The organism is Flavobacterium endophyticum (assembly GCF_003634455.1).
GTDB lineage: Bacteria > Bacteroidota > Bacteroidia > Flavobacteriales > Flavobacteriaceae > Flavobacterium > Flavobacterium endophyticum.
In genome coordinates this window covers 1160118-1180194 of the sequence record NZ_RBLC01000001.1, presented here as the reverse complement: position 1 = coordinate 1180194, position 20077 = coordinate 1160118, and the positions used below count along the sequence as shown (strand labels likewise).

The following is a 20077-nucleotide window of genomic DNA, read 5'->3' as shown; positions in this document are numbered from 1 at the left end:
ATTTTGAGGAGATCATCAACAACACGCAGGTGCTGAACCAGCTTATCGAAAATCTTACGAATACTACGGTAGGCGGGAACGTGTCCTATAACGGCACGAACTTTACCTACGTGGATGCCACGGGCACGACGCAGACAATCAACCTCGAGGAGCTTGTGCAGGCGAACGAGACGGTTACTACCTTGACCAACAATGGCGACGGCACGTATACCTATAAAAACGAGGCCGGCGCCGAGGTGACGATCAATGTTCCTGTCGATGTGATGAACAACTTTGAGGAGATCATCAACAACACGGAAGTGCTGAACCAGCTTATCGAAAACCTTACGAATACTACGGTAGGCGGCAACGTGTCCTATAACGGCACGAACTTTACCTATGTCGATGCTACCGGCACGACGCAGACGATCAACTTCGAGGAACTTGTGCAGGCAAACGAGACGGTTACCACACTTGTGAGCGACGGCGATGGAAAATACACCTATACTTCTGAGGACGGTACCACGACGCTTATCGACGTTCCTGCCGATGTTATCGAAAACTTTACTGCGATCATGGGCGACACCAGTGTGTCCACGACGATAAAAAACATCATCGACGCGAACGAGACGTTGACCATACTGGGCTATGATTCGGTTACCAAGAAGCTGACCTACAAGGACGAGGACGGGAATACCACTACCCTAGACATGGCTCAGCTTGTTGCGGGCAACGAGACGGTTACGACCCTTGCCAACAATGGCGACGGTACGTATACCTATAAAAACGAGGCCGGTGCGGAGGTGACGATTAATGTTCCTGCCGATGTGATGAACAACTTTGAGGAGATCATCAGCAACACGGAAGTGCTGAACCAGCTTATCGAAAACCTTACGAATACTACGGTAGGCGGAAACGTGTCCTATAACGGCACGAGCTTCACTTATGTCGATGCTACCGGCACGACGCAGACCATCAACATCGAAGACCTCGTGCAGGCGAACGAGACGGTGACTACTCTTGTAAGTAATGGCAGTGGAAAATATACCTATACCTCCGAGGACGGGACAACAACGCTGATCGACGTGCCTGCCGATGTCATAAGCAACTTTACTACGATCATGGGCGACACCAGCGTGTCCACCACGATAAAAAACATCATCGACGCCAACGAGACGCTGACCATACTGGGCTACGATGCGGCTACCAAAAAGCTGACCTACAAAGACGAGGACGGGAATACCACTATCCTTGACATGGCGCAGCTTGTTGCAGGCAACGAGACGGTTACGACCCTTGCCAACAATGGCGACGGCACGTATACCTATAAAAACGAGGCCGGCGCCGAGGTGACCATCAATGTTCCTGCCGATGTGATGAACAATTTTGAGGAGATCATCAACAATACGGAAGTGCTAAACCAGCTTATCGAAAACCTTACGAATACTACTGTAGGCGGAAACGTGTCCTACAACGGCACGAACTTTACCTACGTAGATGCCACGGGCACGACGCAGACCATCAACATACAGGAAATCGTGCGCGGCAACGAGACGGTTACTACCTTGACCAACAACGGCGACGGAACGTATACCTATAAGAACGAGGCCGGCGCCGTGGTGACCATCAATGTTCCTGCCGATGTGATGAACAACTTCGAGCAGATCATCAACAACACGGAAGTGCTGAACCAGCTTATCGAAAATCTTACGAATACTATGGTAGGCGGGAACGTGTCCTATAACGGCACGAACTTCACCTATGTAGACGCCACGGGCACGACGCAGACGATCAACCTCGAGGAGCTTGTGCAGGCGAACGAGACGGTTACGACCCTTGTGAGCGACGGCGATGGAAAATACACCTACACCTCTGAGGACGGTACCACGACGCTTATCGACGTTCCTGCCGATGTTATCGAAAACTTCACTACGATCATGGGCGACACCAGCGTGTCCACGACGATCAAGAACATCATCGACGCGAACGAGACGCTGACCATACTGGGCTACGATTCGGCTACCAAGAAGCTGACCTACAAGGACGAGGACGGGAATACCACTATCCTTGACATGGCGCAGCTTGTTACGGGCAACGAGACGGTTACGACCCTTGCCAACAATGGCGACGGCACGTATACCTATAAAAACGAGGCTGGCGCCGAGGTGACCATCAATGTTCCTGCCGATGTGATGAACAACTTTGAGCAGATCATCAGCAACACGGAAGTATTGAACCAGCTTATCGAAAACCTTACGAATACTACCGTAGGCGGGAACGTGTCCTATAACGGCACGAACTTCACCTATGTAGACGCCACGGGCACGACGCAGACGATCAACCTCGAGGAGCTTGTGCAGGCGAACGAGACGGTTACGACCCTTGCCAACAATGGCGATGGCACGTATACCTATAAAAACGAGGCTGGCGCCGAGGTGACCATCAATGTTCCTGCCGACGTGATGAACAACTTTGAGGAGATCATCAGCAACACGGAGGTGCTGAACCAGCTTATCGAAAACCTTACGAATACTACGGTAGGCGGGAACGTGTCCTATAACGGCACGAACTTTACCTATGTAGACGCCACGGGCACGACGCAGACGATCAATATCGAGGAACTTGTGCAGGCTAACGAGACGCTGACCATACTGGGCTACGATACAGCCACCAAGGAGCTGACCTACAAGGATGAGGATGGGAATACCACTACCCTCGACATGGCACAGATCATAGCGAGGAACGAAACAGTAACCACCCTTACTCAAATTGGTAATGACTATACATATACTAACGAAGCCGGAACACCAGTAACGTTTAGGATTCCTACTCTTTCACCACCTACTGAGCCTTGGAATGTACAAGGAACAACGGCTATAGCTGACCATAATACCGATAAAATCTACCAACAGGGCAACGTAGCCGTAGGCTTTACAGCTACTGATGGGGAATCAACCAAAAAGTTTGAGGTAAAAGGAGATATGAAAGTTTTAGGTGTAGGTAGCCCAGGTTTTTATAACCATTTTGATAGTAAAGATACTGATGGTAATATGCTGATGTCTGTAGCTAATAATCAGCTACTAGGTTTGGCCACCGAATTTTCTAAGCTCCTTTTAACTAAGGACAATTTTGAGGTGAAACTTAGTAAAAGTCCTGTTATTGATGCAAGGGCATATATTGATCCAAGTGGCTTCGCTTTGCGCTCAAACACTTCTGGTTATTGGAATGGTATTGGCTCATACAACAATGATGCCTTAGGCATGAGCAGTTTAACGATGAGTAGTTATGATCCAACAACAGGAAGTTCTCATATAGAAATAACCCCTGGAGCTGGCGTTAATTTTGCATTTTATAATCCTGCTGGCACACCTACATCCAATTATGTTTTTCCAAGAGATGGTGGTTCGGATAACCAGGTATTGGTTACCAATGGAATGGCAAGTAGCACGCTTTCATGGAAAGATATTTCTTCCCTCGAAAAAACAAGTTCAGTTGTAGCGGGAACTAACACTACGGTGCAAGCAAATACACCAGGAGGCAGCAACAATACCGCATACACCGTTAACGTACCTACCGCTACCACTGCTATTGCAGGTGCGGTAAAAGCAGGAGCAGGTCTTAATGTAGCTACTGATGGTACACTTTCGGTAAACACCGGCACTTCGGGTATAGGGAAGGACTTTACTTCAGCTGACCTTGACATAACTGGTGGTTTGGGAGCAACCCTTGCTAACGTAACAGCCAACATCAAGAACGGTGCGGTAACTCCGGCTAAAATGGCCACTGCCGGCATCAACCAAGTATTAACCACTAATGGAGCAGGTGCACCAACCTGGGTCAACCAATCTACTTTGGTACCTGCTATTTCGGTGTCTAATCTTTCTAACAATAACAGCCTAACCACTACCGTAAACAGTGTAACGGGAACAGCTGTTAACATCATCAACAGCAATGGGCTGTCGTTAAATGCAAGCAACCAATTGATAAGCACTGTAAATGGGCAGCCTAGTGCACCATTAAACTTAGCACCAGCCATTACCGCCAACCAAACAACAAGTTCAGTTGTAGCGGGTACAAATGTTAGCGTAACACCAACAACACCAAGTCCTATTGGAAATACAGCATACACCGTTAGCGTACCTACCGCTACCACTGTTATTCCAGGTGCGGTAAAAGCGGGGGCAGGCCTTAATATAGCTGCCGATGGTACGCTTTCGGTAAACACTGCGGCTACGGGGATTGGTAAAAACCTTACCGCTGATGCTTCTATAGCGCTAAACGGGGGAGCCGCCGGAAGCGTTGCTAATGCTGTTTTGGTGGCAACAACTGTAAGCGTGGCACCTGGCGGAATTGGCAATACCCATATACAAGCCAATGCGGTAGGAACAAACCAGATACAAGATAATGCGGTAACAACTAATAAGATACAAAACGGTGCGGTAACTACTACGCAAATGGCCAATTCGCCATTGGCAAATCAGGTGTTGACTTCAAATGGCAGCAATGCACCAACATGGATAGACCAATCGGCATTGCCAGCAAATAACATTTATACCACAGATGGTACACTTGCTACCGATGCCTCTAACACCAGGGTTGTAACTATGACAGGGAAGACTCTTAATTTTAAATCATTTGGGCCAAATACCAGAGAAACAAAAATTAATCACAGCGGCGCAAACAATACCTTGTATCACGGAACATCAACTGGCGATGCGGTTATACAATTACAGGCTGCCAATAGTTTGGTAAATATAGGACAGCGTTATAATGGCGATGCTTATGTAACGACAGGTGTACTTGCAGCTAATACCACTGGGCTTGTCCTAGGTACTGGTAGTTCATCAACAGGAAATTTACAATTGCAAACGGCTGCTACTACAAGAATCCATGTTAACAGTGCTGGTAAAGTAGGCATAGGTACCACCAATATGATGCTGGGCAGCCCCGCCACCGCCGCCAATCCCAATACCTTGCTTGCTGTTAACGGGGGCATTGAAACGGTCAACTCTGTCTTTCCCGATTATGTGTTTGAAGATTATTTTAATGGCTTCTCTGAACTGAAAAGCGATTATTCTTTTAAATCGCTGAAAGAAGTAGAAGCATTTATCAACAAGAACAAACATTTGCCTGGCGTAACCAGTATCAAAGGCCTCCGCAAAAACGAAAAAGGCGATTACGTATTCAATATCTCCGAACTGAGCATACAAATGCTTGAAAAAGTAGAAGAGCTATACCTGCATACTATTGAGCAGCAAAAGCTGATAGACCAACAGCAGGCCGAAATAAAAGCCCTGAAAGAAGATGCCGAAGCCACCAAGGCCAGGTTAGAAAAATTGGAAAAAATCATGCTGGAAAACCAGAAAAAAGACACCAACAAAAGCGGGAAGTAAAAAACAGAAAGGTCTTGCTACCCGATATCCATACCAACAATTAAAAAAGCAAAGGGATGAAAAATAGGCTCGTTACAATACTATTAGGCGCACTGGCCACTGGTAGTGTTTATGCTCAAAACACCGGGGTGAATACTAAAAACCCTAAAAGCCCTTTGCATGTTGATGCCGGTAAAGATAATAATGCTAGCGGCGATCCTGATGCGGCACAGCAAGCTAACGATTTTATAGTAACCAATGCAGGTAATGTAGGTATTGGCACCTTAAGCCCTAGCCATAAGTTGGACCTTAGGGGAAAAATTCAAATTAAAGATGGTGGAGAAAGGGCGGGCAGTATTTTAACTACCGATGCCACTGGTCTTGCAAGATGGATCAGCCCTTCGGTAGTGAAGCCCTTGGTTAATGGAACTTTTCCAACAACCGATCCAGGCCTCATAGTGCCTAATGGTGGTATGGCTCCAATAGATTCAAAGATATCGATTACGCTGAGTAGGGGAAAGTGGATGGTACATGCAGGTGTTACTTTTACAAATGGAAATTCAACCCTCTTTCAACGCTGTTACCTGTCGTCAGCTACTAATGCGCTTCAGCAGACTGGTTTTAATTTTTTGGGACCTGCTGGCGTACAAACAAGCTATGGCGGAGTATTGGTACAAGGGCTTATGGACACTAACCCGACGCCATTAATGCAATTTGGCTTTGTTACCGGTAGTACACTGATAGAGGTGACAGCGCCATCGGTTGTTATTTATTTATTGTTGCAGAATCAGCCCGTTGGCGCATACAAGTTTAATCCAAAAACCTATCTCGAAAATTATTTTTTTGCAAAACCAGTAGATTGATGAAGGGATTAGTTTTCAAATAGACACGAAGATGAATACCGTTGCATAGTACAGAGGATACAATATGATAATTAATTAACATGAAACAGAATAAAATTATAGCCGCAGTACTTATTTTATCCCTATCTGCTTCCGCTTATGCGCAACAATCGGGAGTAAATACCAAAAACCCGAAAGGCACCTTGCATGTGGATGGGGCTAGGGATAATAATGCCAGCGGCGATCCGACTGCGCCACAGCAGGCTAATGATTTTGTAGTGACTCAAGCAGGCAATGTAGGCATTGGTACTGTTGTGCCAAACGCAAAACTGGTGATAAATAATGGAACTGCCGGAGCGGCGATTAAAATTATGGATGGTACACAAGCCAATGGCTATGTGCTTACCAGTGATGCCAATGGAGTAGGTGCCTGGGCTGCAGTCCCGGCATTCCGCCCTACCATATTAGGTGCATTTCCGCCCGTTCCAGCCACTGTAAATGCTAACGCTGGTTCAGGAACAATTGTCTATTCTGGCGTGTCTATAACGCTTGCCCCAGGGAAGTGGGCAGTAAATGCTGGAATGACCTTTAATAATATCACTACCGATATTTGGCAGCATTGCTATTTGTCATCAAATACTGCCAGTGTAGCACAAGCAGGTTTTACGCACTTGGGGCCAGCTGGCACTAGCACCACTTATGCAGGGATATTACTTAAAGCGGCCAAAGCCTTGCCTGCGGATGTTACTGGAACAGGCTTCATATCAGGAAGCTCAGTAATTGAGGTAACTGCACCAGCTGGTGTTACTATATATTTAGTTTTTCAAAAATGGAGCACTACTATTTTTAGCTATAACACCAATAGTCCCGAAAATTATTTTTATGCTCTTCCTATACAATAAAGAGGACAAACAAGGTTGGAAGTGCAAATCTAAAGTGAAAAGTAGAGAGGGATAAGATTGCTTTATACGAATATCATAATTAAAAAATTAGAATGATGAAAAAAATACTCGTTACCCTATTATTAGGTACGTTCGTCGTTGGTAAACTGCAGGCCCAGAACACGGGGATTAACACCAAAAATCCTAACAGCAGTCTTACCGTAAACGGTTCTTATGCCGGGAGCTACAAAACTATAGCCGCAGATGCTACCCTCACCAATACCGATCAATTTGTAAATGTACTGGGCAGTGCAGCGGCAGTTACCCTTACGCTGCCCAATGCCGTGGTGGCAGATGCCGCTAAAGATGCATTTTACGGAAGGGTGTATCACATCAAAAATACTTCGGCATTTGATGTGACCATCAAAGGAAACGGCACACAGTTGCTGCAAATCGATGCTGCTTCCATTGTAAATACTTTTGTTCTTAAACCGGGACTATCGGTAATGGTTGTTAAAAACACAAATAATACAGTAGCAGTTGCCTTATGGGATGTTTTTCTGCAGTCTACTGCCATCACCAACAATAATAATTTTGAGGTGCATGCCATTAAGTCGTTTAAGGCAGTTGTACCTGCTTCCACCTTTACAGACTATAGTGCATCAAACAAAATGATGAATGGAAAAAATGTGAACAATACAATCAATTCCAATAGACGTTCGGCTTATGAGCTGTCTACTGCAGCAGAACAAGCAAAATTTATTGTAATTAATGGTTTAAGAATGGATTTTCTTCAAAGCTGGAGGGGTAACCCATCTACATCTCCCAAACTTTTCAATACTACTGCCGGAGCAATAACCTATAATATTTCCTCTCTTTCAACTGGCGATAGATATGTTAACGGGGCTAATACAACTATTGCTCCCGGTTATTATAGTTTTAATGTTGATGGGAATGATGATTTTTCGACAGTAGACCAAGGAGATATAGAATATGTGAACGCTATGCTAACCTTTACCAATGGCGAGTGGTACAACTGTACTTGGCACGCTACCAGAGATGCCACTAACTATTATTTTTATTTTACAGCCCAAAGGCTGAATTAGGAAGTGCACAAAGTAGTAATTAATAATTTAAAAATCAGGGAATGAAAAAAATACTCGTTACCCTACTATTAGCTGCGTTGGCTGTTGGTAGCCTGTATGCCCAAAACACGGGCATCAACACCAAAAATCCTAACAGCAGCCTTACCGTAAACGGTTCTTATGCAGGGAGCTATAAAGTTATAGCAGCAGATGCTGCCCTCACCAATACCGATCAATTTGTAAATGTACTGGGAAATACAGCGGCAATTACCCTTACGCTGCCCAATGCCGTGGTGGCAGATGCCGCTAAAGATGCATTTTACGGAAGGGTGTACCGCATCAAAAATACTTCGGCATTTGATGTGACCATCAAAGGAAACAGCACACAGCTGATACAAACCAACGCTGCTTCTATTGCAAATACTATTGTTATCAAACCGGGGCAGTCGGTAGTAGTAGTTAAAAACACAAATAATATAATATCGGCTGCTTTATGGGACGTTTTTCTGCAATCTACGGTTATCACCAACAATAATAATTTTGAGGTGAATGGCATTAAGTCGTTTAGGGCAGTTGTACCTGCTGCCACCTTTACAGCAAATGGAGGATCAAGAAATATGATGAATGGGAAAAACGCGGGCAATATAACCACTACCAATAGACGTTCGGCTTATGAGCTGTCTAATGCAACAGAACAGGCAAAATTTATTGTAATTAATGGTTTAAGAATGGATTTTATTGAAGCTGATTTTAATGGTGATACGGCGCCTAAATTTTTCAATACTACTGGTACAGCTATTACTTATAACATTTCCGCTTTTTCAACTATCAATGCATATGTTAACGGGGCTGGTACAACTATTAATCCCGGTTATTATAGTTATTATATTGACGGAGATGATGATCTTGGAACAAATTCAATTAACTATGACTCCGAATATATAAATGTTATGGTCACCTTTACCAATGGCGAGTGGTACAATTGTACTTGGCATGCCACCGGAGATGCCTCTAACTATTATTTTTATTTTACGGCCAAAAGGCTGAATTAAGGTGTAGGGCTGAAAGTTGAAAGCAGGATATAATGAGAAAGAGGATGAGGATATAAAAGATTGTTTTGTGGAGGAAATACGAATACTAAAACTAATTCTATACGAAACGTCAATGTCAAAATACATCAACATAGTCGAGTCAAAAATGACCCTCAATTATAAAGGGGCTGTGCATGAATTTGATATTGCGAATATCGATCGGATTTTTGTGTCTAGAAAGAATATTCCCTATCACGGTATCATCCGTGCCGTCCTATTGCTGTCGCTTGGTCCGCTACTTGCATATTGCTTGAGAGCCGATTCACTTTATGTTACGGGCTCTTGTGCAGCAGCCTATTGCCTTCTCTATTCAGCACATGATTTGCGGTCTTATAGGCTGTGTGTGTTTACTAAAGACGGGAAAAGGACAAGGATACGGATACGGAGGTGCGAAAAAAAAGATTTTATTGAAGAAGTTACTTGTTTTTTAGAAGAGTATCCTTTCCGATAATACAATCTCAGGTCCAGGGCTTTTTTAGATATGATGTAATAACCTTTAAAAATGTAAGACGATGAAAAAAAGATCTGTATGGTGCTTAGTAGTGCTGCCATTGGCTATTGTTTCCTGTAACAAAGACGATGACAATGCCAAAGCAATTGAAAGCGGCAGTGTTGTCGGAATGTGGCAGTATACCACTGCCGAGGCAGTATCGGGCAGCGATACTACCGTTATTTTGACAGAAATTATAACAGGATGCTCGGCAGAGAATCGGTTTGAAATGGCAGCAGACCAAACCTTTCATTTTGTGTTTTATGAAAATGATGCTAGTGATGAAGATCAAGACTGCATCATAAGACAGGAAACAACCGGTACCTATTCGTATGATGCCGGCACCAAAATCATTGCTTTTAGCCGCAATGGTACTGTTGTAGAATCTTGGCGCCTGCAATCGGTGACGGCAGACAGGCTTCGAATCATAGAAAATGACGACCGCGATTATAATAATGACGGCATTTTAGATAAAGAAATCTCGGTTTTAGCAAGAGTGCCCTAGAAGTGTTGCTGCTCCGTACCAAAACCATAAAATGTAACCGCGCCGGTGTTGTTATACTATCATGGCGGTTAGAATCGGTAGCGGCAGACAGGATACGGGTCATAAAAAACGATGATTCCGATTACAATGATGATGCTGTTTCAGACCAAGAAATTCTTATCTTTGTGAAAACATCCTAAGATTTCTATGATAAGCAATAGTTAGAATAACTTCTTTTTTTACCCCTCTTTAAAATCGTAATCGAAAAAGCCGCTCTTTAATTAAGGGCGGCTTTTGCTTTTTAGCTGTTAGAAACTGAGTCCCTTGACTAGCTTATGTTCTATAGAGTCGACACCGTATTGCGCCTTGACCATATCCTTGATGCGTTTGGCGGTAGTGTTAAGCTGCTCAAAATTATTTTGACGCTCGACTACCTTGGGCTTAAAAGCGGCCAGCTTGACCGAGGCCTGATCGTTAAGTTGCAAGATTTGCGCATGCAGCTCTTTTAGTTTTGCCAGCTTGATAGCGCTATTGGTGGGCGTATAGTCGGCTCCTAGCTGTGTCGCCAGCGTAATCAGGTCGCCCAAATACTCTGCCTGGCTTCCATAAGACTTTTCAGAGCGGCTTATCATTTCTGTATCCGCATCCCGAGTGATCCGTACGGGCTTTTCGCCCCTTATCTTTTTGACGAGCGAATTCACATCCGCATAAATCTGCGAATCTTTCTGGAATTTACCCCTGATATACGCATTAATCAAGGTGATGGTCTTTAATAGCGAATTGGGGTTTTCGCTAAATACGATCCTGCGCTGCTTAGCCGCTTCGGCAAAAGAATGATGGGCTTCTGTATGCTGCGCTTGCGCGACGGTCATTGCTTCCAGCATCGCCTTAAAGGTCTGGGGAGCAAATTCCGGCACATCTGGTGCATACCCCGGAAATGAATTGAGTAATTGGTACAGCTTCTTGCCTTTCGAGAGGCGGGCTGCAAAAGAGGCTTGCGATTGGGAGGCCATAAGGTTACATTTTTAAATTAATACTACGTTGTTTGTATTGGAAGAATGATTTTCTATCCAAAATTTATCATAATAAGGACTTTTTAAGGGTTGCGACGTACTTCTTGTCTTCTATAAAGTGCGTATAAGAACTTGAGGAGTGCGTATAAGAACATGAGCAGTGCCTATAAGAACTTGAGGAGTGCGTATAAGAACATGAGCAGAGCCTATAAGAACTTGAGGAGTGCGTATAAGAACATGAGCAGAGCCTATAAGAACTTGAGGAGTGCGTATAAGAACATGAGCAGAGCCTATAAGAACTTGAGGAGTGCATATAAGAACATGAGCAGAGCCTATAAGAACTTGAGGAGTGCCAATAAGAACTTCAAGAGTCGCAATAAGAACATAAGCTGTCCGTATAAGGAAAGCAGGGACACAGCGAAGAAAAGATTCTTGCCGTTTAGGCAGCTGCAGACCTAATTTATATAGCAGCTACAGGTTTGGCGCTGCTGTAGGAGCTTGTGTAAAACAATAAGGAGCTCTCCATCGGGTTTGTATAACGTGATAATTTTCATATTTTAAACTATGATGACTAAATATTTTATGAAAATAAGATGAAGAGCGTTCCTTATAGTTTTAAGAAAAAGTGCCCCAATAATGCTATCAGTAACCAATGAAACCTATTCCACCAATCTGTTCCAAGTGTGCGCTATTTACTACCAAAATCACCTGATACGCCTTACGAGGCACTTATTTTTGAACTTTTTTTACAGTACACCATTAGGCAAGATAGTTGGCCTGCCTTGTTATAAAATAAAGAAAAGAAAGTGGCCCGTTTTTGTTATTCTGCTAATCAAAATCATTACTTTAAAAAATAGCAAGGCACACTTTCTTTATTTTTATAACCGACTGCAAAGCCTAAAAAAGCCATAACATGCCAATGAACAAATGGTCTTGTTTTAAAAGGAGTGTCTCTCGGTTTTTTTTGTATTAACTAAACCTAGATTCTTATGAAGAAACTTTTGAGAGACACTTTTTAATCCTCTTATTAGTAACTTTTAAAACTGTGACAAGACAAAGGTTGCTATTTGAGTTTAAAAAGGCAACCCAAAAGTAATAAGTGGTCAAATACGGGCGTAACTGGTCACTTTTTTGGTGTAACTGTTTTTTTAGGCAATCCTAAAAGTGATATTTTTACTAAAAAAGATGGCTTGAAATATATTTTTTTACGCTACACTCTGAAGGCATCTACAAAAAACAATTTGCAGAATTAAGACATTCAAATAACTTAAATTTGGAGTATGTAAGCATTTAATTAAAAATGATTTAAGTATGCATTACCAATTACCCATTCCAAAAAGCCCAGAAGTATTTGAAAGCCTCGTATGCGATTTGCTAAATGCTGTGCATAATACTACAAGTTTTTCGCTATACGGTCGCCGGGGGCAGAGCCAAAATGGGATAGATATTATTTCGCCTGAAAAAAAGATTGCTTCCCAATGCAAGCTCAGAAATCTTAATCTTAATAGTAATGCTCAAAAGGTCAATTTCATAAATGAAATTATTGATGATATAAATGCCATTTTAAAGACGGGAACTTTTCCTCGTAAGCTTATTATTGCGACCTCATTAGAAAATGATGTTCACATACAAAATCTCTTAAATACTTTAGCATACAAGCACAATTTACCTTTTAGCATCGAATATTGGAGTTGGGACTACATCAGCAATAATTTGTTCTTGTTTAGTCATTTGGTTAACAAATACTATCCTTTTAGGAATAATTTCATAGAAATAGCCAGGATTGAAGTGTTAAGTAAAAAAATATACCGTCAATATGAGACCAATAAGATGGTATACGAATTTCACGACGACAGAAGCAAAAACATACTTCCTGTTTTTGACATATCTTTTATCAATAATTCAGAGAATACAATACTGTTGAATTCAATAGATATATTAGCCCAGCTACTTCCTGTCGCGTTTGCTGGAAGACTAAATAAACCAACAGGAATTCTAAAGGTTACCAAGAAGTTTAACGCAAAATTAGTATGTGATCTTGCTCAAGAAGGGAAAAACACAATTGAATTGGAGGACCCAATATATGCATATCCTAAAGCTCTTTTTAGGATCCAAATTCAGCTTACAGAACCGATAGACTTTTTTGTAAAAGTTAGAATGGCTTTTAACTTCTCTACCGATACAATTATAAGTCCTGATTTTTATTTCAATTCAGATATTGCTACTACGGGAGAGCTATACCTCAGGGATGATGATTTTAATGATGGAGATATTCCTAGACCGTAATTGCCAAAACTTAATAAAAAAATAAGGAGCTCTCCATCTCTATAATTGAACTTTTAACTTTTAATTTTCACATATTTAAACTATGAGGACAAAATTTTATGAAAATAAGATGAAGAGCGTTCCTTATAAATGGAATTAAAAATGCCTCTAGACGCTTATCAGTACCCTATGAACTAATACCCCTACTGTTCCTGTTTGTAACTTTACTACCAAACTTAACCTGATAAACAACTAAGAGGCACTTATGCTTTGAACGTTCTTGTTAGAAAAAGAAAGTAGCTCTCTTTCTTTAGGGATGTCAATCAAAACTCACTAAAAATGAAAAATAAAAGAGCTTGCTTTCTTTGTTGTATAGCCTAATCTATGCCTGGCCTATTTTTACTTTACCGCCGATGAGAATTTAAAATTCCTATCTGGACTGCCTTGTTTTTAAAAGGAGTGTCTCTCTCGGTTTTTTTGTTTACCTAAACCAGTTTCTTTTATGAACAAAACGTTGAGAGACACTTTTTTCAAACCTTTATTAATAACATTTAAAAACAAAGACAAGACAAAGGTTGCTATTTGAGTTTAAAAAGACAACCCAAAAGTAATAAGTGGTCAAATACAGGCGTAAGTGGTCACTTTTTTGGTGTAACTGTTTTTTAGGCGCTCCAAAAAGCACACTTTTTTCCTCAAAAACAACATGAAAAAAATCCAAAATCTAAAATCCACAATCTAAAATCTGAAATCCAAAATCTCCAAATAAAAAAACCAGCCAGATAATCTAATTACCCGGCTGGCTTTTAAAAAAACAACTATTTTGTTTATTGCTTGATGACTTTTATCGTCTTCATGCTGCTATCAGCTGTTCTCGCTTTTACCACATAGGTGCCCGATGGCAATGCCGATAGGTCTATCTGGCCTTTGCTATCGCGTATCGATGTAGCGAGTACCTGCTGTCCTACCATGTTGAACACCGCAATCTCCGTAATCTCCTGGCTGTACGAAAGATGCAGCAGGTCTTTTACCGGGTTCGGATACGCTTTGAAAGCTGTCGTTTCAAAATCTGGATTAGAAAGCGCTACGTCAACCGCAATATTATCTACATAAATCTGAGCCCTGTCTGTGATAGAGTAGGCGTTGAATCCTAGATAATACACACCGCTTGTTTCTACCGTGAAGGTAGTAGACGATTCTAGCGGCGTGTTGTTTGTGATGGCCGGATAGTCTACGATGTTTCTTGTCATCGCATTATAATCCGCAGAAGCAGCAATGTTGACTTTTAGTCTTTCTACATAATTTGTATTGCCGCTGTTTCCGTACTGGAATTTCAGCGTATAGTTTGTTCCTGCTTCTAATTGGATTCCGTTGGTATAGAACCAAGCATTAGCCGGGTTTGAAGAATTGTAGCTATAGTTCAAAAGTTTAGAAGCAAAGCCCCATCCGTTTACGTTGTCGGTTTTCCAGTTATTTCCAGTTCCCGCATTTTGGATAGACGTACATACTGGCAATGCAGGAATTGTTACCTCGTTAAAGTCAAGCAAGTAAGGAACGGTCTGTGCTCCGCAAGCTGTCGTGAAAGAGAACGGTCCAGCCCAAGCACTTAGGTCTCCGGCACCGCAGTTTCTGCGTACGTAGAACTGGTACGCTGTATTGGAAGTAAGTCCAGAAATGCCATGCTGCGGCTGTGTTAGAGCAGTTGCCATTGTTCCTGTGCCTTGCGTAAATCCTCTAGGGCCATATTCTACGTCAAACGACGTTCCGTTGCTGGTCCATGACAGCTGTGCTGTTGTAGACGTTGCGCTTGCGGCTAATGCGGCAGGCGGCAGGCAAGACGGAGGTGTCGCTACCTGAAAAGTATAGTCTTCTACCTCTCCGTTTCCAGTATTGAAGCCGCACGGATTGTTTGGGGTAGTGAGGTTAAAATCGGCCAGCACCCTCATGCGGTAGCTGCCCACTGGCGTTCCTGAAGGAACGGTAATGGTTCCGATCTGCGATGAGCTGTACGCCGTAGTTTGGAACATCCTTTCTGAAGTCTCAAACACCATGTTTCGGTTCCAGTCGACCCAGATGGCAAGGCCAAAGGTTCCGCCATTATAGACTGCGCTGAAATTGACTGGTGCACCTTCGTGCTGGCTGACTGCCATGCTCGTATGGTTGGCATAGCCTCCCGCACCTTGTCCCGTATTCAGGTTGCTGATGTTGGTATACCCTCCCGTAGTAGAAAAATCCTTGATGTAATTGGAAGTTCCCGTGGCAGCAGGAAGACAGTATCCGGTATAGAAACGGAACGGTCCTGCCCAAGTGCTCTTGTCTGTGGTACTGCAGGCCCTGCGTACGTAGAACTGGTAAGCGGTATCAGAAGTAAGTCCTGTGACATCATAAGGATTGGCTACAGCAGTTGCCATAGTTCCCGTGCCTTGCGTGAATCCGGCAGGGCCGTATTCTACGTCGAACGACGTTCCGCTGCTTACCCATGTCAGCTGTGCCGTCGTAAAAGTAAGGTTTCCGGCTGCTCCGCCTGTCGGTGCAGGACATGCAGGAGGAGTAACTACCTCAAAGGTATAGTCTTCCGCTTCTCCGTTGCCTGAGTTAAACCCGCAGGCATCAGACGGGCTGGTGTTGTTGTAGTCCATACGGATTCTCATCCTATAGTTTCCTACAGGAGTCGTAGCCGGAACGGTAATGCTTCCAGTTGCAGCAGCACCGTAGGCTGTCGTACTGAATACTCTTTCGTTAGTATCAAAAACCATGTTGTTGTTCCAGTCTACCCAGATTGCAAATCCAGAGCCGCTGCTATAGGCAGCGCTGAAGCCGACAGAAGCGCCTTCGTATTGCTGCACTTTCATGGCCGTAAAGTTAGAGTAGCCTCCGGTTCCGATGGTCGTGCCGGTATTGCTGATGTTTGCAGATCCGCCCGTAGTGGTGAAGCTGCTGATAAAATAGCTTGTAGAAGTTGCAGCAGGCGTGCAGTATCCGGTAAAGAAACGGAACGGTCCTGCCCAGGCGCTCTTGCCGTCGGTACCGCAGTCTCTACGTACATAGAACTGGTACGCGGTCTCTGCCGTAAGTCCTGAAATGTTCAAAGGATTGGCTGTTCCTGTTGTCATGGTTCCAGTACCTGGCGTGAATCCGGCAGGGCCGTATTCTACGTCAAACAACGTTCCTGTGCTTGTCCAAGTCAATTGTGCTGCTGTAGGCGTCATGTTTCCTACTGCTAGATTGGTCGGAGGCAGGCAAGACGGAGGCGTCACTACTTCAACCGTATAGTCTTCTGCTTCTCCGTTGCCAGAGCTTGGCGCGCAAGGCGTAGTCGGACTCGTACTGTTGTAGTCCAGCATGATTCTCATGCGGTAGCTGCCCAAGGCAGTTCCGGCTGGAACCGCAAAGCTTCCGGTTGCTGCCACACCATAGGCAGTCGTATTGAATACTCTTTCGTCGGTATCAAATACCATGTTCTTGTTCCAGTCTACCCAGATGGCAAATCCGGAATTGCCGACGTAGGCAGCGCTGAAGTTGATTGTGCCGCCTACAGCCTGCTGTACCCTCATGGCAGCAAAGTTAGAATAGCCTCCGGTTCCGATGCCTGTAGCAGTATTGCTGATGTTCAGGAATCCTCCGGTCGTAGTAAAGTCTCTGATAAAGTAGCTTGTAGAAGTCGCTGCAAAACGGCAAGGACCCGTATAGAAACGGAATGGACCTGCCCACGGGCTTTTGTCTGTGGCACTGCAGACCCTGCGCACATAAAATTGGTACGATGTATCAGCAGTCAGTCCTGTGGCATCATAAGGATTGGCTACAGAGGAAGCCATGGTTCCTGTACCTTGCGTGAATCCGGCAGGGCCGTATTCTACGTCAAACACGGTTCCTTCGCCCAGCCAAGAAAACTGTGCTGTCGTAAAGGTTACGTTGCCGGCTCCTAGTTCTGTTGGAGGCATGCAAGTAGGAGGAGTAACTACCTCAAAAGTATAGTCTTCCGCTTCCCCATTGCCTGAGTTAAAGGTACAAGCATCAGAAGGGCTGCTGTTGTTATAATCCATACGAATTCTCATGCGGTAGTTTCCGACAGGAGTTCCGGCAGGAACGTTAAAGTTTCCTGTTGAAGAGGACCCATAAGCTGTAGTAGTGAATACTCTTTCATCCGTATCGAAAGCCATGTTTCGGTTCCAGTCGATCCAGATCGAAAATCCAGAACCGCTGCTATAGGCAGCGCTGAAGCTTACCGATCCGTTTTCGTGGTGGCTCACCTTTTGGGCGGTATAGTTGGAGTAGCCCCCAGTTCCTATAGTCGTGCCCGTATTGTTAATGTTGGCAAATCCTCCAGTCGTGGTGAAGCTGTTGATAAAATAGCTTGTAGAAGTTGCAGCAGGCGTACAATATCCGGTAAAGAAACGGAACGGACCTGCCCACGGGCTCTTGTTTGTGGCACTGCAGATCCTGCGTACATAGAATTGGTACGATGTATTCGGAGTCAGCCCTGTAGCGTCATAAGGATTGGCTACAGAAGAAGCCATGGTTCCCGTTCCTTGCGTGAATCCGGCAGGTCCGTATTCTACGTCAAATACGGTTCCTTCGCCCAGCCAAGAGAGCTGTGCTCCTGTAAAGGTCAGGTTTCCGACACCTAGTTCCGTTGGAGGAAGGCAGGATGGAGGAGTGACTACTTCAACCGTGTAGTCTTCTGCCTCTCCGTTGCCTGAGTTAAAGGTACAAGGGTTAGAAGGGCTGTTGTTGTTATAATCCATACGGATTCTCATGCGGTAGTTTCCGACAGGAGTCCCGGCAGGAACGGTAAAGTTTCCTGTTGAAGAGGCCCCATAAGCTGTAGTAGCGAACATTCTTTCGCCAGTCTCGAATGTCATGTTGTTGTTCCAGTCTACCCAGACGGCAAATCCAGAACCGCTGCTATAGGCAGCACTAAAGTTGATTGTTCCGCCTTCAAAATGGCTTACCTTTTGGGCGGTATAGTTGGAGTAGCCCCCAGTTCCTATAGTCGTGCCCGTATTGTTAATGTTGGCAAATCCTCCAGTCGTAGTGAAGCTGTTGATAAAATAGCTTGTAGAAGTTGCAGCAGGCGTACAATACCCGGTAAAGAAACGGAACGGTCCTGCCCAGGCGCTCTTGCCATCAGGACCGCAGTCTGTACGTACATAGAACTGGTAGGCAGTCTGTGCAGTAAGCCCTGAAATATTCAGCGGGTTGGCTGTTCCTGTTGTCATGGTTCCTGTGCCTTGCGTGAATCCGGCAGGGCCGTATTCTACATCAAACAATGTTCTTGTGCTCGTCCAGGTCAGCCGAGCTGTGGTAGGCGTCATGTTTCCTACGGCTAGATTTGTCGGAGGTAGACAGGCAGGAGGGGCAGTTACTACAAACGTATAATCTTCTGCCTCTCCTCTTCCGCTTGAGAAAGCACACGGATTGTTTGGGTTGGTGCTGTTGAAATCGGCCAGCACCCTCATGCGATAGCTGCCCTGTGCCGTTCCTGCAGGAACCGTGATGGTTCCGGTCTGCGATGAGCTGTACGCTGAAGTTTGGAACATCCTTTCTGAAGTCTCAAAGGTTTCGTTATTGTTCCAATCGACCCAAATGGCAAGGCCAAAGGTTCCAGTGTTGTAGACCGCGCTAAAGCTGACCGGGGCGCCTTCGTATTGGCCGACTGTCATGGTAGTATGGTTGGCATAGCCGCCCGTACCTTGTCCTGTATTCAGGTTGCTGATGTTGGTGCTGCCGCCCGTTGTACTAAAGTCTTTGATAAAACTGCTAGTTGAAGTAGCAGCAGGCGTACAATAGGCGAGGGAGCCCCTGCCTGTGTTTGGATTCGGATTTGCATGTAGCCATGGACTCATGCCAATGAAGGACAGCAGCGCCATCCACCATTTCATTCGGGATCGTGCCCGATGCGAAAATGTAATGTTTTCCATAATTAAGTTATATATTGATTAAAGTGAATAGGCGCTCTCACAGCGCTATGGGTTTGATTCGTTACTAATAAAAAGCCATGACAGACAAAATACGGAGGGTCGTGTCTGCCATGGCATAACAGCCATTTTCGGCTCAGGCAGCTTGCAAAGGATGTTTCTTAAAATAGGAGCTCTCTGATTTGCGAGTTGTATAACGATGCAAATGTTTTCCATATAAACTAAATATTGATAATTTTACTACCAAAGAGGAAAGCCAGAGAGCCGCCTAAAAAATATAAGTGCCCCTATAATCTTGCACCACAGAATTTCCCCAAACCTATAATGCATATGAAACTGAACCTCACATCCATTGGGCAATAATTACGAGAGGCACTGTTGAGGTAAAAAGATGAAGAAGAGGAAGCGGTCTTATTTTCAAATAATAATTAGCTGTTAATCAAAATACTCTAAATGAAAAAAATACTTAGACACGCTTCCTTTCTTACATTCTTATCACAATTAACCTTTTCAATTTTATATCTTGTTTTCGGTTCCTAACGGTCCCTCAAATTTTTGACTGAATAAACGGCAAGGAGGTCTCAAAACGGTAGCGATAGACCTTACCTCATTTAGTGTAAAAGCATCTCCGAAGTTTCTTTGTACCAAACTAACCACATG

General features: G+C 44.1%; 11 protein-coding genes. 9 read left to right on the top strand and 2 right to left on the bottom strand.

What is annotated here, in order from left to right; translation table 11 throughout:
• From CLV94_RS05475 to CLV94_RS05445, 7 genes are all read left to right on the top strand, one after another.
• On the top strand, positions 1–5372 hold a 5372-nt coding region (locus tag CLV94_RS05475), incomplete at its 5' end, for a beta strand repeat-containing protein (RefSeq protein WP_121375415.1).
• A 56-nt stretch (positions 5373–5428) separates the two neighbouring features.
• Complete coding sequence (locus CLV94_RS05470) at positions 5429–6214, top strand: hypothetical protein (protein WP_121375414.1); 786 nt, start codon at positions 5429–5431, stop codon at positions 6212–6214.
• A gap of 80 nt (positions 6215–6294) precedes the next feature.
• Entirely contained in the window at positions 6295–7095 is an 801-nt protein-coding gene (locus CLV94_RS05465) for a hypothetical protein (protein ID WP_121375413.1), read from the top strand.
• Between the two features lie 95 nt (positions 7096–7190).
• Positions 7191–8180: a hypothetical protein gene (locus tag CLV94_RS05460; protein WP_121375412.1), complete on the top strand. Its 990-nt coding sequence runs from the start codon at positions 7191–7193 to the stop codon at positions 8178–8180.
• A 41-nt stretch (positions 8181–8221) separates the two neighbouring features.
• Positions 8222–9211 (top strand): hypothetical protein, encoded by a 990-nt coding sequence (locus CLV94_RS05455; protein ID WP_121375411.1) that lies wholly within the window; start codon positions 8222–8224, stop codon positions 9209–9211.
• Between the two features lie 112 nt (positions 9212–9323).
• Entirely contained in the window at positions 9324–9701 is a 378-nt protein-coding gene (locus CLV94_RS05450) for a hypothetical protein (protein ID WP_147406579.1), read from the top strand.
• A gap of 61 nt (positions 9702–9762) precedes the next feature.
• Positions 9763–10245: a lipocalin family protein gene (locus tag CLV94_RS05445; RefSeq protein WP_121375409.1), complete on the top strand. Its 483-nt coding sequence runs from the start codon at positions 9763–9765 to the stop codon at positions 10243–10245.
• 287 nt (positions 10246–10532) lie between these two features.
• On the opposite strand, the gene CLV94_RS05440 is transcribed toward CLV94_RS05445, so the two are convergent.
• Entirely contained in the window at positions 10533–11096 is a 564-nt protein-coding gene (locus tag CLV94_RS05440) for a hypothetical protein (RefSeq protein WP_147406578.1), read from the bottom strand.
• 294 nt (positions 11097–11390) lie between these two features.
• Here CLV94_RS05440 and CLV94_RS16910 point away from each other — a divergent pair, with 294 nt between their 5' ends.
• Both CLV94_RS16910 and CLV94_RS05435 read left to right on the top strand, forming a co-directional pair.
• Complete coding sequence (locus CLV94_RS16910; RefSeq protein ID WP_147406576.1) at positions 11391–11696, top strand: hypothetical protein; 306 nt, start codon at positions 11391–11393, stop codon at positions 11694–11696.
• An 852-nt stretch (positions 11697–12548) separates the two neighbouring features.
• Positions 12549–13523, top strand: coding sequence for a hypothetical protein (locus tag CLV94_RS05435; protein WP_121375407.1), 975 nt, complete (start codon positions 12549–12551; stop codon positions 13521–13523).
• An 803-nt stretch (positions 13524–14326) separates the two neighbouring features.
• Here the strand turns inward: CLV94_RS05435 and CLV94_RS05430 are convergent.
• Complete coding sequence (locus CLV94_RS05430; RefSeq protein ID WP_121375406.1) at positions 14327–19420, bottom strand: GEVED domain-containing protein; 5094 nt, start codon at positions 19418–19420, stop codon at positions 14327–14329.
• Positions 19421–20077 lie beyond the last annotated feature (657 nt).

Excerpts from the sequence above, each read along its gene's own strand:
- CLV94_RS05470 (WP_121375414.1), top strand. The coding sequence starts at position 5,429 with ATGAAAAATAGGCTCGTTACAATACTATTAGGCGCACTGGCCACTGGT.
- CLV94_RS05465 (WP_121375413.1), top strand. The coding sequence starts at position 6,295 with ATGAAACAGAATAAAATTATAGCCGCAGTACTTATTTTATCCCTATCT.
- CLV94_RS05460 (WP_121375412.1), top strand. The coding sequence starts at position 7,191 with ATGAAAAAAATACTCGTTACCCTATTATTAGGTACGTTCGTCGTTGGT.
- CLV94_RS05455 (WP_121375411.1), top strand. The coding sequence starts at position 8,222 with ATGAAAAAAATACTCGTTACCCTACTATTAGCTGCGTTGGCTGTTGGT.
- CLV94_RS05450 (WP_147406579.1), top strand. The coding sequence starts at position 9,324 with ATGTCAAAATACATCAACATAGTCGAGTCAAAAATGACCCTCAATTAT.
- CLV94_RS05445 (WP_121375409.1), top strand. The coding sequence starts at position 9,763 with ATGAAAAAAAGATCTGTATGGTGCTTAGTAGTGCTGCCATTGGCTATT.
- CLV94_RS05440 (WP_147406578.1), bottom strand. The coding sequence starts at position 11,096 with ATGACCGTCGCGCAAGCGCAGCATACAGAAGCCCATCATTCTTTTGCC.
- CLV94_RS16910 (WP_147406576.1), top strand. The coding sequence starts at position 11,391 with ATGAGCAGTGCCTATAAGAACTTGAGGAGTGCGTATAAGAACATGAGC.
- CLV94_RS05435 (WP_121375407.1), top strand. The coding sequence starts at position 12,549 with ATGCATTACCAATTACCCATTCCAAAAAGCCCAGAAGTATTTGAAAGC.
- CLV94_RS05430 (WP_121375406.1), bottom strand. The coding sequence starts at position 19,420 with ATGGAAAACATTACATTTTCGCATCGGGCACGATCCCGAATGAAATGG.